Below are 14,410 nucleotides of genomic sequence, written 5' to 3'. Positions count from 1 at the left end.
TGCCGTGGCGCTACAGTAACTCTCCGTTGGGGGTTGGATCCGCTGCGGGTTGACCCGGCGGACTGTTCGACTCATCGGTTTGGGGAGGTCGCGTGACGCGCATGTCGCAGGAGCAGTGGGGGGCCGACAGGCCCTCCGCCGCTTCCGGCGTGCGCGTCACGTCTCCCCTCCCGTCTCCCGGCTCCGTCAGGCGGGGCCGGATGGCGCGGTTCGTGGCCGGCTCCCGTCTGGGCCGCCTGCTGGTCATCGGCGGGCTGATCGCCGCCGGATGGCTGCTCGGCGTGATCTTCGGCGTCTTCGGCACGGCCACGTCCGTGGCCGGGGTCGCACCCTCACATGATGTCGCCGGGTCGGTTCTTCCCGACCATCTCTCAGGTCCGGATCTCGGCCTGCCGTCCTCACCGGGCGGGGCCGGATCCCATGGGAAGAGCACCGACGGTTTCCCCACGGCGACGGACGACGTCTCGGTGAACGCCGAGGCGATGGCGGGGCGCACGGTCGACGGGCTCACGAGCCAGTCGAAGCCGCTGCTCCCTCCGCCCTCCACCGTGGACCACGCGCCCGCAGACCAGGGCCTGGTCCCGCAGTCGAGCGGTGGAAACATCCTGTTCGGGGATGTCGCGCGGAACGTGATCGAACCGCGCTTCACCAAGCTGCCCGCCCCACTGGCGGCGGTTGTTCCCCCGGTGGTCCGCACAGCGGCGGACGACCCGTCTTTCTCTCCTGACTGATCCCGCCTTCGTGCCGGTCCCCGTCGTACGGCGACCGGTGCCATCGCCTGCCCTCGCTCGTGGTGCCCGGGCGGCAGGCTCCCGCGGGTGACGCGGAATCTCCCATCCTCGTGACCGTCCACGGCTCCGCTGTGCTCGAACAGCCTGGACATGTGTCGCGAGCTGTCAGGTAACCCCCTAAGAAAACCACTAGGAGCATTCATTATGCGAACGTGGGCGAAGGGCCCGGCCTCCGCGGCGTTTCTGGCCGCCGGCGTCATGGCCCTCGGCAGCGGTACGGCTTACGCGGACACCGACGGCAGCCATTCGATTCTCGGCGGCAACCAGGTCGACATCCCGGTGACCCTGCCGATCGACATCAGCGGCAACGCCGTCGCGGTCGTCGGCGAGTCCAGGGCCTCCTCCCTCGGCGGCGCCGCCGTGCAGGGCGCGGGCGTGGGCGCCGGCCAGAACAAGACCTCGGGAGCGGGCAGCATCCTCGGCGGCAACCAGGTGGTCGCGCCGATCAACGTCCCGGTCAACGCCTGCGGCAACGCGGTGTCGGTCATCGGCAGGTCCGACGCGAGCTGCCGCGGCGGCTCGGAGGTCAAGGGCTCGGGACAGCGCGCGAGCGCGGGCGGCAACCGCACCAGCGGGGTGCACAGCATCGGCGGCGGCAACCAGGTGGTCGCGCCGATCACGGCGCCGGTCAACCTGTGCGGCAACTCGATCGCCGTGTTCGGCGACGCCACCGCCGGGTGCCGTGGCGGCGCCTTCGTCGGCGGCGGACGTGACGTCGTCCGCGCCGGGGGCAACCGCACCAGCGGCCACGGCTCGATCCTGGGCGGCAACCAGGTCGTCGTCCCGATCACCGCCCCGATCAACATCTGCGGCAACTCCGTCGCGGTCATCGGCAAGGCGTTCTCGGGCTGCACCGGCGGCTCGTCCGTGGGCGGCCACGGCGGACACGGTGGCCACAAGGGGCACGGTGGACACAAGGGCCACGGCGGTCACAAGGGTCACGGCGGGTACGGCGGCGGTCACTCGCACCGCCCCGGCTCGAAGGGCCACGACACCGACGGCCGTTACTCGGTGGGCGGCGGCACCCAGGTGGTCTCACCGATCACCACACCGGTCGACGTGTGCGGCAACGGCTCGGGCAGCTGCAAGGGCGGTTCCAAGCCCGGTCACCACGGGCACGGTCACGGCCACGGCGGATGGTCCGGCGGCGGCGCGGGCGGCAACCGCACCAGCGGGGTGCACAGCATCGGCGGCGGCAACCAGGTGGTCGCGCCGATCACCGTGCCGGTCAACGTCTGCGGCAACGCCATCGCGATCGTCGGCGACGCCTTCGCGGGCTGCCGCGGCGGCGCGACCGTCGTCGGCGGCTGGAGCAAGCACGGCGGCCGTGGGGCCGGCGGCAACGTCACGTCCGGTCACGGCTCGATCCTCGGCGGCAACCAGATCGTCGCGCCGATCACCGCGCCGATCAACGTCTGCGGCAACGCGGTGTCGGTCATCGGCCGGTCCCAGGCGGGCTGCCGCGGCGGCGCCGCGGTGCTCGGCGGCGGGGCCGGCGCGGGCGGCAACGTCACCTCGGGCAGGCACGGGATCCTCGCGGGCAACCAGATCGTCGCCCCGATCACCGCGCCGATCAACGTCTGCGGCAACTCGGTCGCCGTGCTCGGCGACGCCGCCGCGGGCTGCCTCGGCGGCGCCAAGGTGGGCGGCGGCTGGAACCAGCACGGCTCCTGGGCCCACCCGCGGCACAAGGCCGCCCGCGGTGCGGTCATGCCGGCCATGCCGGGTGCGTCGGTGCTGTCCGGCAAGCACACGGTGCAGCAGATGAGCGCCGCCTCGAACCCCTCGGCTCCGGTCATCGGCGCCCTGCCGAACATGCTCGGCCTGCCCGAGACGCCGAGCCTGCCCGGCGCCCCCGCCAAGGCGAACAAGGGCGGCAGCGCCCCCGCGGCCGTCTCCAAGACCACCGGCGCGCTCGGCGGCGCGACCAGCGCGCTGCCCGCCAAGCAGACGCTGGAGGACGCCACGGCCTCGCTGCCCGTCGCCGACGCGACCCGCAGCCTTCCGGCCGGTGACCTGAGCAAGACCACCGACGTGCTGCCGCTGGGCAAGCTGAGCGGGCTCAAGCTGATGAGCGCCGAGCAGCCCGTCGGCCTGACCGGGATGAACCCGGCCTCGTTCCTCGCCCTGGCCCTCGGTGCCATGTTCGCCGCTTCGGCGAGCCTGTTCGCCGTCACCCGCCGCCTCCGCATCGGCCGCAAGTAGCCGTACGGCCGCGCGTGTCGGCCAGGGAACGCATCCGGCGGCGACGGCCGTACGGAAGTGGTCCCGCGGCGCGCGGCTGACGGAGGCGAGGGATATCACTCGCCCGCGCCTGGCGCGGCGGCGGCGAACCGGCCGTCGCGATGCCGCCCGGCGCGGGCGACAAGGACGCCTTCCCACAGCCAGTGGGTGGAGGCACGAACGCTTTGCCCGTTCCGGGGGCGCGGCCCGGGACGGGCAAAGCCCTTTTGCCGAGTAGTGTTTCTGAATACGGGGTCGGCGCACCTGTGATCCGCGCGCCGACGGACCGGGAACGGCAAAACCCTTTTGACCGTGCGTGTCCGCGTCCCGGCGGCTCACATGGTCCTGGCGGCCCGTATGATCTTCCGACGCAGCCGGACGCGTCTGCTGCCGTCGGGATAAAGGCGTAGTCGCTCAAGTTCCCAGTCCCCGTGCTCGGCATGCTCCGTGAGCATCTGCCTCGCCACCTCACGAGGGGTGTCCCGAGGGAGATACAGGTCCAGGTAGGAGTAGTCGAGCACAGCCATTGGTCTCCGGGGCGTGCTAGGGAACTGGATGAGCTCTATTCTGCGTCTCCGTGGATAACAGCGCCAGGCGGGTTACATTCCCGGACATAACCGGGTAGCCCGAGGGGGAGGAAGGTGCGACGGCAGGTACCGTCGAAGCGGCGCCTCGTCGGCGCCCCTGGGGGGTGAACGCCCCCCGGCCCGGACGACGAGGGTGTCTTGAGCCGGGACCACGAAGCCCGGCAGCACGGGGAATGACAGCGGACAGCGAGGTAGGAAGCAGCGTGCCAGCCAACAACGGCAACGCCGGCGGAACCCGCCTGGTGATCGTGGAATCGCCCGCGAAGGCGAAGACGATCGCCGGGTACCTCGGGCGCGGCTACATCGTCGAATCGAGCATCGGCCATATCCGCGATCTTCCGGAGAAAGCCGACGACATCCCGGAGAAGTACAAGAGCGAGGCGTGGGCCCGCCTCGGGGTGAACGTCGACCACGAGTTCGAGCCGCTCTATGTCGTGAACCCGGACAAGAAGTCGCAGGTGTCCAAGCTCAAGCAGCTTCTCAAGGAAGCCGACGAGCTCTACCTCGCCACCGACGAGGACCGGGAGGGCGAGGCCATCGCCTGGCACCTGCGCGAGGTGCTCAAGCCCAAGATCCCGGTGCACCGCATGGTGTTCCACGAGATCACCCCGCACGCGATCAGGGACGCCGTCTCCAATCCCCGCGACCTGAACCTCCGCCTGGTGGACGCCCAGGAGACCCGGCGCATCCTCGACCGCCTGTACGGCTACGAGGTCAGCCCGGTCCTGTGGAAGAAGGTCAAGCCGCGGCTCTCCGCCGGCCGTGTCCAGTCGGTCGCCACCCGCCTGGTCGTGGAGCGCGAGCGGGAGCGGATGGCGTTCACCTCGGCCAACTACTGGGACCTGCAGGCGCTGTTCGACACCGGCCGCGCGGGCGACGACCCCCGGACGTTCTCCGCCACCCTCACCGGAGTGGACGGCAAGCGCGTGGCCCAGGGCCGCGACTTCGCCTCCACCGGCCGACTGAAGGGCGCCGACGTCCTCCACCTCGACGAGGCCGCCGCGAGGGCGCTGGCCGCCCGTCTCGACGGCGTGCCCTACGCCGTGCGCTCGGTCGAGCGCAAGCCGTACACGCGCAAGCCGTACGCGCCGTTCCGGACGACCACGCTGCAGCAGGAGGCGAGCCGCAAGCTGGGCTTCTCCGCCAAGTACACGATGCAGGTGGCCCAGCGGCTGTACGAGAACGGCTACATCACCTACATGCGTACCGACAGCATCACGCTGTCGGAGACCGCCGTCGCCGCCGCCCGCAGCCAGGCGATCAAGCTCTACGGCGCGGCGTACGTGCCGGACAAGCCGCGCGTCTACACCAGCAAGGTGAAGAACGCGCAGGAGGCGCACGAGGCGATCCGGCCGTCCGGCGAGGAGTTCCGCACGCCGGGCGAGACCGGCCTGTCCGGCGACATGTTCCGGCTGTACGAGCTGATCTGGCAGCGTACGGTCGCCTCGCAGATGAAGGACGCGGTCGGCGAGTCCGTGTCGGTCAAGGTCGCGGGCACGTCCAGCGCCGCCGAGAAGGTGGAGTTCAGCGCCACCGGCCGGACGATCACCTTCCACGGCTTCCTCAAGGCGTACGTGGAGGGGGCGGACGACCCCTCGACCGACAGGGACGACTCCGAGAAGCGCCTGCCGACGCTGACCGAGGGCGACGGGCTCACCGCGGCCGAGCTGACCGCGCTCGGGCACTCGACCAAGCCGCCGGCGCGCTACACCGAGGCGTCGCTGGTCAAGGAGCTGGAAGACCGGGAGATCGGTCGCCCGTCGACGTACGCGTCGATCATCGGGACCATCCTCGACCGGGGCTACGTGTTCAAGAAGGGCACGGCCCTGGTGCCGTCGTTCCTCGCGTTCGCCGTGGTCAACCTGCTCGAACAGCACTTCGGCAACCTGGTCGACTACGACTTCACCGCCGACATGGAGAAGGTCCTCGACGACATCGCCAACGACCGCGCCGAGCGGGTGCCCGAGTTGCGCAGGTTCTACTTCGGCGGCGGGGACGGCGACGAGGGCCTGAAGGAGATGGTCACCGACCTCGGGGAGATCGACGCCAAGGAGATCAGCTCGTTCCCGATCAAGGGGACGGACATCGTGATCAGGGTCGGCCGCTACGGGCCGTACCTCGACCGCGACGGCGCCCGGGTGAACATCCCCGAGGACATGGCGCCCGACGAGCTGACCGCCGAGAAGGCCGAGGAGCTGTTCTCCCGCCCGAGCGGCGACCGCGAGCTGGGCGTCGACCCGGTGACCGGCCGGACGATCGTGGCCAAGGACGGCCGTTTCGGCCCGTACGTCACGGAGATCCTGCCCGAGGAGCCCGCGCCCGCCGAGGGCAAGAAGCGGACGAAGAAGGCGGACGTCCCCAAGCCGCGGACGAGCTCGCTGTTCAAGACGATGTCGCTGGACACGATCACGCTGGACCAGGCGCTCAAGCTGCTCCAGCTGCCCAGGGTCGTCGGCGAGCTCGACGGCGAGGAGGTCACGGCGCAGAACGGCAGGTTCGGGCCCTACATCAAGAAGGGGACGGACTCGCGCTCGCTCGCCTCCGAGGAGGACCTGCTCACCGTCACGATCGAGCAGGCGAAGGAGCTGTTCGCGCAGCCGAAGGCGCGCGGACGCGGCCGTGCCGCCGCCGCTCCGCCGCTGCGCGAGCTGGGCGACGACCCGGGCTCCAAGAAGCCGATCGTGGTGAAGGAGGGCCGGTTCGGCCCGTACGTCACCGACGGCGAGACCAACGCGTCCCTGCGCAAGGGTGACACGGTCGAGGACATCACGCTGGAGCGGGCGGCGGAACTGCTGGCCGAGCGGCGGGAGCGGGCGCCCGCGCCCAAGCGCACGACCCGCGCCAGGACGACCACCGCGAAGAAACCCGCCGCCAAGTCCTGAGCCACGGTTCTAGAGCCCCGGCGTTTGCGGCCGGGGCTCTGGCACGGCCTCGCGCCTGTGGACAACCGGTCGAGGCTGTGGACAGTGGACTCGGACCCCAGGGCGAACTCGTACCATCGTCGTGAACCGGCCCTTGATCGCCAGCCGGTCGAGGGGAGTTCCGGTGGGGTTCGTGAGCATGATCCTGACGGCCGTGGTCGTCGTGCACCTTTACTTATGGCGACGGCTGGTCAGAGCGTCGACGAGGCCGGGATCACGCTCGCGCCGGGTGCTGACGTGGGTGCTGCTGGCACTGGCGGTCCTGATGGTGGTGACCTTCGCCGGCAGTCGCTCCTTCGGGATGGACGTGGAGCGCGTAGTGGCCTGGCCCGGCTACCTGTGGCTGGCCCTGATGTTCTACCTGTTCGTGTTCGGGCTGGTCATGGAGGTGCCCAGGGCGGTCGCGACGTTCCTCGTGTCCAGGCGCGGCCGGGCGACGGCCGCGGCTCCGGCGGCGGAGGAGGCGGCGCCGGTGGACGAGGTGGTCCTCGCCGGCGCGGCGGCCGGGGGAGGATCCGCCGCGCACGGCCCGGCCGCGACCGGCGGGCCGGCAGCGGGAGGGACGGGCGCGGGCGCGCCGGCGATGGACCGCAGGCTGTTCATCTCCCGTACGGCCTCCGGGATCGTGGCGGCGGGCGCGATCGCGACCGTGGGCTACGGCGTGAGCCGGGCGCTCGGCGACCCGGTGATCGAGCGGGTGGCGTTGCGGCTGCCCAGGCTCGACCCCCGGATGAACGGCCTGCGCATCGCGGCCGTCAGCGACATCCACCTCGGCCCGCTGACCGGGCGGGGGCACGCCGAGCGGATCGTCCGGATGATCAACGGCCTGGAGGCCGACGCCGTGGCGATCGTGGGCGACCTGGTCGACGGCACCGTCGCCGAACTCGGTCCCATCGCCACGCCCCTCAGGTCCCTCGAATCCCGTTATGGCGCGTACTTCGTGACCGGCAACCACGAGTACTACACGTCGGCGGGTCCCGAGGAATGGATCGAGGAGTTGCGCTCGCTCGGCATCCGGCCGCTGCGCAACGAGCGGGTCGAGATCCGCCATGGGGGAGCCGTGCTCGACCTGGCGGGCGTCAACGACCTGAACGGCGCGCCATCTGGCGACGGCCCGGACTTCGGCAAGGCGCTCGGGGGCCGCGACGCGGACCGGCCCGTCGTGCTCCTGGCCCACCAGCCGGTCCAGGTGACCGAGGCCGCCGCCCACGGCGTGGATCTCCAGCTGTCCGGGCACACCCACGGCGGGCAGATGGCGCCGTTCAACCTGCTGGTGACGCTGCAGCAGCCTGTGGTGGGTGGGCTGGCGAGCGTGCCGCGTACGGGTGGTGGCGACACCCGGCTTTACGTCACCCGGGGCGCGGGTTTCTGGGGGCCGCCGGTGCGGGTCGGCGCGCCGCCCGAGATCACCCTCGTCGAGTTGCGGGCCTGACCGCGGCCTCGCGCGCGGGATTCGAGCAGAACATTGCCGCCATCTCGACAGCGAGGACGAGGCGGACGTAATACCCTCAGGCGACGAGCAGGCCCCCGTGGCCCGTTCGTCCGTCTCCCAAGCCCAGCGAGCACCTGGATACGCTGACATCATGAGCACCCCTGGCCGTGCCGCCGCCGCGCGACGCAAGCAGCCGCACGTGCTGGCGAACGCGCCGTTCCGCAGGCTGTGGACGGCGATGGCGACGTGCAGCCTCGGCGACTGGCTCAACATCATCGCGCTGACCGCCCTGGCGGGTAACCTCACCGCCGGCTCCGGCTTCAAGGCGCAGAGCCTCGCCATCGGCGGTGTCTTCGTCGTCAAGATGCTGCCCGCGATCCTCCTCGGCCCGCTCGCGGGAGTGATGGCCGACCGGTTCGACCGTAGGCTCACAATGGTCATCGCCGACCTCGCGAGGTTCGCGGTGGTCCTGTCGATCCCGCTGGTCGGCGCCTACCAGTGGCTGATCGTCGCGACGTTCCTGGTCGAGTGCGTGAACCTCTTCTGGGTCCCCGCCAAGGACGCCACCGTGCCGAACCTGGTGCCCAAGGACCGGCTGGAGGAGGCCAACCAGCTCAACCTACTCGTCACGTACGGCACCGCCCCCGTGGCCGCGGCGCTGTTCGCGGTCGTCTCCGGCGTGGTGACGACGATCTCGGCGGCCTTCCCCTCGTTCACCGTCGCGGCCACCAGCGTGGCGCTGTACGCCAACGCGCTGGCCTACCTGGCCTCGGCCGTCATGGTCTTCACGCTGCGGGCGATCCCGAAGACCCACATCGGGCACGTGCCCACGCCGTCGGTGCTCCGGCAGATCACCGAGGGCTGGCGGTTCGTCGGCGGCAACCGGATCGTGCGCGGCCTGATCATCGGCATGCTCGGCGCCTTCGCCGCAGGCGGCGCGGTCGTCGGAGTGGCCAAGGCGTACGTGCAGGCCATGGGCGGCGGCGACGCGGGGTACGGCGCGGTGTTCTGCGCCGTCTTCCTCGGCATGGCGTTCGGCATGTTCTTCGGCCTGCGACTGCTGAAGGGCCTGTCGAGGCGGCGGCTGTTCGGGCTGTCGATCGTGCTCGCGGGGCTGGCGCTGGCCGCCGTCTCGCTCATCCAGAACCTCGTGGTCGTCGTCGTGCTGACCGTGGTGCTCGGCGCCTGCGCCGGCATCGCCTGGATCATCGGCTACACGGTGATCGGCCTTGAGGTGGAGGACGGGCTGCGCGGCCGCACGTTCTCCTTCCTGCAGTCGCTGGCCAGGGTGGTGCTGCTGGTGGTCGTGGCGCTGGCCTCCAGCCTCGCGGCGCTGTTCGGCGCGCACACCGTGCGCATCGCGGACATCAGCTACCGCTTCGACGGCACCAACATCGTGCTGCTCCTGGGCGCGCTGCTGGCGATCGCCGTCGGGGTGGTCGCGCTGCGGCACATGGACGACCGCCCCGAGGTCCCCATCGGGACCGACCTGCTGAACGCGCTGCGCGGGCGGCGGATCGTCGAGGAGGAGGCGGACCCCGAGCGCGGGCTGTTCATCGCCTTCGAGGGTGGTGAGGGCTCGGGCAAGACCACCCAGTCGCGGCTGCTCGCGATCTGGCTGCGCGACCAGGGCTTCGACGTCGTGCAGACCCGCGAGCCGGGTTCGACCAAGGTCGGCATGAGGTTACGGGCGATTCTGCTCGACGCCGCCCACCAGGGCCTGTCGCCGCGGGCCGAGGCGATGCTGTACGCCGCGGACCGCGCCGAGCATGTGGAGAAGGTCATCAGGCCCGCGCTGCGGCGAGGCTCGACGGTGGTCTCCGACAGGTACGTCGACTCGTCGCTCGCCTACCAGGGCGCCGGGCGCTCGCTCGACCAGGAGGACGTCGCGAGGATCAACAGGTGGGCGACGGGCGGGCTCGTCCCCGACCTGACCGTGCTCGTCGACGTGCCGCCCGCGGTCGGGCTGCGGCGGATGGCCTCGCCGGCCGACCGCATCGAGGCCGAGCCGCTGGAGTTCCACGAGCGGGTCCGGCGGGAGTTCCGGGCGCTGGCGGCGGCCGACCCCGACCGCTACTTCGTGGTGGACGGCACGCTCGAACAGCGTGAGGTGTCGCGCCTGATCCAGGACCGGGTGCGTGAGATCCTGCCCGACCCGGTGCCGCAGGAGGCCGAGGAGGCCACCGGCACCATGCCCGCCATCCGCGACTTCGGATAGCGGGATGACCGTCTTCGGGGATCTGATCGGGCAGGACCGGGCGGTCGACGTCCTGGGGCGGGCCGCGTCGGCCGCCGCCGAGTTCGTCGCCGGAGGCCGGGGCGCGGGCATGACCCACGCCTGGCTGTTCACCGGGCCGCCGGGATCGGGGCGGTCCACGGCCGCCAGGGCGTTCGCGGCGTCGCTGCTCTGCGCACGGCAGGGCTGCGGCCACTGCGACGCCTGCCACCAGGTCGAGGTCGGCTCGCACCCGGACGTCACGTTCGTACGGCCCGAAGGGCTGTCGTACAGCGTGCGGCAGACACGAGAGCTCGTGCTCAAGGCGGCGGGGGCGCCCACGCTGGGCCGGTGGCGGATCGTGCTGTTCGAGGACGCCGACCGGGTGACGGAGGCGGCGGCGAACGCGTTGCTGAAGGCCATCGAGGAGCCGCCGCCGCGGACCGTGTGGCTGCTGTGCGCGCCGTCCCCGGACGACATGATCATCACGATCCGCTCGCGCTGCCGGGTCGTGACGCTGCGCACGCCCCCCACGGAGGCGGTCGCGAACGTGCTGGTGACCCGGGACGGAGTGCCCCACGACGTGGCGCTCGACGCCGCGCGGGCGGCCCAGGGCGACATCGGCAGGGCGCGGCGGCTCGCGCTGGACGAGGAGGTGCGGCGCAGGCGCGACGAGGTCCTGTCGATCCCCCGGTCCCTGACCGGTGTGGCGGAGTGCGTCACCGCCGCCGAACGGCTGGTCAAGACCTCCACCGAGGACGCGGAGGCGGCCACGACCGCGCTGAACGAGGCCGAGACGGCCGAGTTGCGCAAGGTCTACGGCGAGGGCTCCTCGGGCAAGGGGCTCAACAAGGGCCTCGTGCGCGGCGGCGCGGGCGCGATGAAGGAACTCGAGACCATGCAGAAGTCGCGGGCGACCCGCATCAGGCGCGACTCCCTCGACCTCGCGCTGCTCGAACTCGTGGCGTTCTACCGCGACGTGCTGGCCGTGCAGTTCGGGGCCCTGGTCGAGCTGGCGAACGAGGACCGCAGGCACGAGGTGGAGGCCATCGCGCGCGCGTCCACCCCCGAGCAGACGCTCCGCCGTACGGACGCGATCATGAAGTGCCGGGAGCGGCTGGCGGCGAACGTGCACCCGCAGATCGCGGTCGAGGCCATGACCCTCGCCCTCCGCTCGCCCGCGTAGGTCGCCCGCGTAGGTCGCCCGCGTAGGTCGCCCGCGTCAGGGCTCCGTTCGCGCGACGCGAGCAACCTCGGCGGGCGTACGGCGTCTCTGGTACATGAAGACCGAAACGCTCGATCCCGACCGGCAACCTGGGGGGCCCGTGCCCGTCCCGCCTCTGTCGGCGGGCGCCGACGCCACGATCAGCGGTCTCTACGCCGAGCACGCACTCGGCCTCACCCGACTCGCCCTGATCATGGTCGGCGACCGGGAGAGCGCCGAAGACGTGGTGCAGGAGGCGTTCCTCGGTCTGCATCGGCGCTTCGACCGCCTGCGTGACCGGGACAAGGCGCTCCTCTACGTGCGCGCCGCGGTGCTCAACAACGCCCGCACGGTGCTGCGCAGGCGGCGGCTGCCGTCCCTGTTCGCCGGCACGTACGACCCGCCCGTCTGGTCGGCGGAGTCGGCCGCGATCCTCGGCGCGGAGCGGCGGGAGGTCATGGAGGCCCTTCATCGCCTGCCCCGGCGCCAGCGGGAGGCCCTGGTCCTGCGCTACTACGCCGAGTTGTCCGAAGAGGAGACGGCGCGGGTCATGAAGATCAGCCGGGGCACCGTCAAATCCACCACCTCCCGGGCGCTCGACGCGCTCGGCCGCCTCCTGGGAGAGACCCGATGAACGACGTCATCCGCCGGTTGCAGGACGCCGCCCACGCGGTGGGGGAGACGGTCGACGCCGTCCCGCCGTTCGCCCCGGCGGCCACCCCGGCCCGCCGCCGTACGCGCGTGGGCACAGGACGGGGCAGGACGTGGCTGATGCCGGTCGCGGCGGCGGCCGCCGTGATGCTCGCGGTCGCGGGCGGCGCGGCCGTCGCGCGCCATGGCGGCGGCAGCGACGACACGGCCGCCGGCATCGCCGTCGGCCCGGCCGCCGACCCCGCTTTCCTCGCCCACATCGGCGACCCCGGCGACATCACGATCAGGAGCGTCACCGACGGGCACAGCACCGACGTCGTGCCGCGGCCCGCGAAGGACGAGGCGTTCTTCGCGGTCCAGGCGGCGCGCGACAACCGAGTCTTCTACGCGGCCACCATCTCGGACGGCTGCCGCTCGCGGCTGTACCAGTTCACGCTGGACGGGGAGGGGAGGGTCGCCTCGCATGGCGAGCTTCCGTACACGCCGCCGGGAGGCACCGAGATCACCGCGCTCGCGGTGAGCGGCGACGGTGCGACGCTCGCGTACGGGCTGTCTTCCTGCGAGCCGGAGCAGCCGCGCGTGTCCCTCGTCGTCACCGACACCGCGACCGGCGGCAGTCGTACGTGGACGTCGACGCGTCCGGCGGGCATCCGGGATCTCGCCCTGACCGAGGACGGACGCCGCGTGCTCCTCACCAGGGGCATCGGAACGGCTTTCGGGATCTCGGAAGTACCCCGGTCTCCCAGGTCGGAGCCCCCGGCCTCGGGAGTGCCCGGCGAGGCCGGTGCGTCGGCGGTGCCCTCCGCGTCGGACAGCCCCGGGGCAGTGCCGGACGGATGGGAATGCGGCGTGCGGTCGATGGGCGCGGAGCCCGGCGGCTCTCCGGACGCCACTCCGAACGCGAAGGTCGCCTGGGCCTGCTCGGGCCGGCAGGATCCGGTGCTGCTCGACACCGGCGTCGCCGGCACTCTCGACGACGCCCGTGTGATCAAGCTGACGTCAACGACAGGGACGCCCCCGGCCCTGATTCTCGGGGCCACGATCACACCCGACGGGTCGCGAGTGATCGCGGCGCAGATGACCCTCAAGCCGGGCACGGCAGAGGAGGCCGCGAGAAAGGACGACGCCGACGGCATCGTGGCGTACGACCTCGAAGGGCGTCAGATCGAGGTTCTCGATGCCCACGGCGGCAGAGGGGTGGCTCCGATCGGGGCGCTCGACGTCGACGGCACCGGCCGGAACCTGCTGGTCTCCAGACCCGGCGAGCTGGGCGAGATCACCCCGTCCGGCTACCGGACGCTGCACTCCTACGACGTTCCCCCGCAGGACGTGCCCGTCGGCGAAGTGGCCTGGTAGGCGCATCACCCCAGCGGGGCCGGCCTCCCGGCCCCGCCGGGGGTCGTCCACAGGTGATGATTGCCGGTGCCGTACGGCACGTATGGTGGGTTCGGACGCGTTAGCCGTACGGATCGAGGAGGGCCGGCGCTTGGGCATGATGATGGCCGTGAGCTTCACCCGCTACGGACGGCTCTACTACCTCGATCCGGGCGGCCACTCACCCAAGGTGGGCGACAAGGTCCTCGTGCCGACCGACTCCGGGCCCGAGGTCGCCGAGTGCGTGTGGGCACCGCAGTACGTGAGCGAGGACGTCGAGGGGCTGCCCGTCTGCCAGGGCATCGCGGGCGAGGAGCACCTGACAAGGGACGAGGCCAACCGGCGCCGCAGGGCGGAGGCCCGCAGCGTGTCCAAGCGCCTCATCAAACGGCACGAGCTGCCGATGAAGGTGGTCGGCGTCGACTACCTGGACGCCGACAACGTCTACACGGTGTACTTCTCCGCGCCGCACCGGGTCGACTTCCGCGCGCTCGTGCGCGACCTGGCCCGCAACCTGCGGGCCAGGGTCGAGTTGCGGCAGATCGGCCCGCGCGACGAGGCCAGGCTCCAGGGCGGCATCGGGCCCTGTGGCCGCGACCTGTGCTGCGCGACGTTCCTCAAGGACTTCGAGCCGGTCTCCGTGCGAATGGCCAAGGACCAGGACCTTCCGGTCAACCCGCTCAGGATCGCGGGCGCCTGCGGCCGGCTGATGTGCTGCCTGAAGTACGAGCATCCGCTCTATCAGGAGTTCCGGGCGTCGGCGCCGCGCACCGGCCTCGCCGTGGACACCCCGCAGGGCCCCGGCACGGTGGTGGGCCACAACGTGCCGTCCGACTCCGTCATCGTCCGTCTCAACGAGGGCGGCCGGCGCTGCGCCTGCTCCAAGGCCAGCGTCTGCGCGCCCCGCAAGGCCCACGACGCCAGGTACGGCGAAGAGCGGCCGGTGGCCGAGAGCGACCCGAGTGCCTGACGCGGGGGGCCTTGCTGTCACAGATGGCGGTGGAGAAAACCC

10 protein-coding genes are annotated in these 14,410 nt (G+C 71.7%); 9 read left to right on the top strand and 1 reads right to left on the bottom strand.

Translation table 11 applies throughout. The features are described from left to right. Positions 1-101: 101 nt before the first annotated feature. The gene (locus tag HHX31_RS15150) at positions 102-731 is read left to right on the top strand and encodes a hypothetical protein (RefSeq protein ID WP_211589803.1); all 630 of its coding nucleotides are present in this window, start codon (positions 102-104) and stop codon (positions 729-731) included. A gap of 204 nt (positions 732-935) precedes the next feature. Beyond that, positions 936-2,996: a chaplin family protein gene (locus tag HHX31_RS34340; protein WP_169948927.1), complete on the top strand. Its 2,061-nt coding sequence runs from the start codon at positions 936-938 to the stop codon at positions 2,994-2,996. 353 nt (positions 2,997-3,349) lie between these two features. Here the strand turns inward: HHX31_RS34340 and HHX31_RS34335 are convergent, their stop codons facing one another. Next, positions 3,350-3,535 carry a DUF5703 family protein gene (locus HHX31_RS34335; protein WP_142624889.1) on the bottom strand — a complete coding sequence of 62 codons (186 nt, stop codon included), beginning with the start codon at positions 3,533-3,535 and terminating at the stop codon, positions 3,350-3,352. 269 nt (positions 3,536-3,804) lie between these two features. On the opposite strand from HHX31_RS34335, the gene topA reads away from it, so the two are divergent. From topA to HHX31_RS15110, 7 genes are all read left to right on the top strand, one after another. Further along, positions 3,805-6,483, top strand: coding sequence for a type I DNA topoisomerase (topA, locus tag HHX31_RS15140; RefSeq protein WP_396711041.1), 2,679 nt, complete (start codon positions 3,805-3,807; stop codon positions 6,481-6,483). A 163-nt stretch (positions 6,484-6,646) separates the two neighbouring features. Beyond that, on the top strand, positions 6,647-7,954 hold the full coding sequence (locus tag HHX31_RS15135; protein WP_311931801.1) for a metallophosphoesterase: 1,308 nt from the start codon (positions 6,647-6,649) through the stop codon (positions 7,952-7,954). Between the two features lie 151 nt (positions 7,955-8,105). Continuing rightward, positions 8,106-10,172, top strand: coding sequence for a dTMP kinase (gene tmk, locus HHX31_RS15130; RefSeq protein ID WP_169948925.1), 2,067 nt, complete (start codon positions 8,106-8,108; stop codon positions 10,170-10,172). 4 nt (positions 10,173-10,176) lie between these two features. Further along, positions 10,177-11,355 (top strand): DNA polymerase III subunit delta', encoded by a 1,179-nt coding sequence (locus HHX31_RS15125; protein WP_169948924.1) that lies wholly within the window; start codon positions 10,177-10,179, stop codon positions 11,353-11,355. Positions 11,356-11,494: 139 nt separating this feature from the next. Beyond that, positions 11,495-12,007, top strand: coding sequence for a SigE family RNA polymerase sigma factor (locus tag HHX31_RS15120; RefSeq protein ID WP_311931800.1), 513 nt, complete (start codon positions 11,495-11,497; stop codon positions 12,005-12,007). Then, positions 12,004-13,380 (top strand): hypothetical protein, encoded by a 1,377-nt coding sequence (locus HHX31_RS15115; RefSeq protein ID WP_169948922.1) that lies wholly within the window; start codon positions 12,004-12,006, stop codon positions 13,378-13,380. Before HHX31_RS15120 ends, HHX31_RS15115 begins: the two co-directional genes overlap by 4 nt. A 136-nt stretch (positions 13,381-13,516) precedes the next feature. Next, complete coding sequence (locus HHX31_RS15110; RefSeq protein WP_169949252.1) at positions 13,517-14,368, top strand: regulatory iron-sulfur-containing complex subunit RicT; 852 nt, start codon at positions 13,517-13,519, stop codon at positions 14,366-14,368. The last annotated feature ends 42 nt before the right edge of the window (positions 14,369-14,410 follow it).

Origin of the sequence: Microbispora sp. H11081, from assembly GCF_012999535.1 — a bacterium.
GTDB lineage: Bacteria > Actinomycetota > Actinomycetes > Streptosporangiales > Streptosporangiaceae > Microbispora.
Note: the sequence above shows the minus strand (reverse complement) of the source record. Positions and strands in the feature narration are given on the sequence as shown.

What these genes read in the sequence shown, in the direction of transcription:
- HHX31_RS15150 (WP_211589803.1), top strand. Translation starts at nt 102, where the DNA reads ATGTCGCAGGAGCAGTGGGGGGCCGACAGGCCCTCCGCCGCTTCCGGC.
- HHX31_RS34340 (WP_169948927.1), top strand. Translation starts at nt 936, where the DNA reads ATGCGAACGTGGGCGAAGGGCCCGGCCTCCGCGGCGTTTCTGGCCGCC.
- tmk (WP_169948925.1), top strand. Translation starts at nt 8,106, where the DNA reads ATGAGCACCCCTGGCCGTGCCGCCGCCGCGCGACGCAAGCAGCCGCAC.
- HHX31_RS15125 (WP_169948924.1), top strand. Translation starts at nt 10,177, where the DNA reads ATGACCGTCTTCGGGGATCTGATCGGGCAGGACCGGGCGGTCGACGTC.
- HHX31_RS15115 (WP_169948922.1), top strand. Translation starts at nt 12,004, where the DNA reads ATGAACGACGTCATCCGCCGGTTGCAGGACGCCGCCCACGCGGTGGGG.
- HHX31_RS15110 (WP_169949252.1), top strand. Translation starts at nt 13,517, where the DNA reads ATGATGATGGCCGTGAGCTTCACCCGCTACGGACGGCTCTACTACCTC.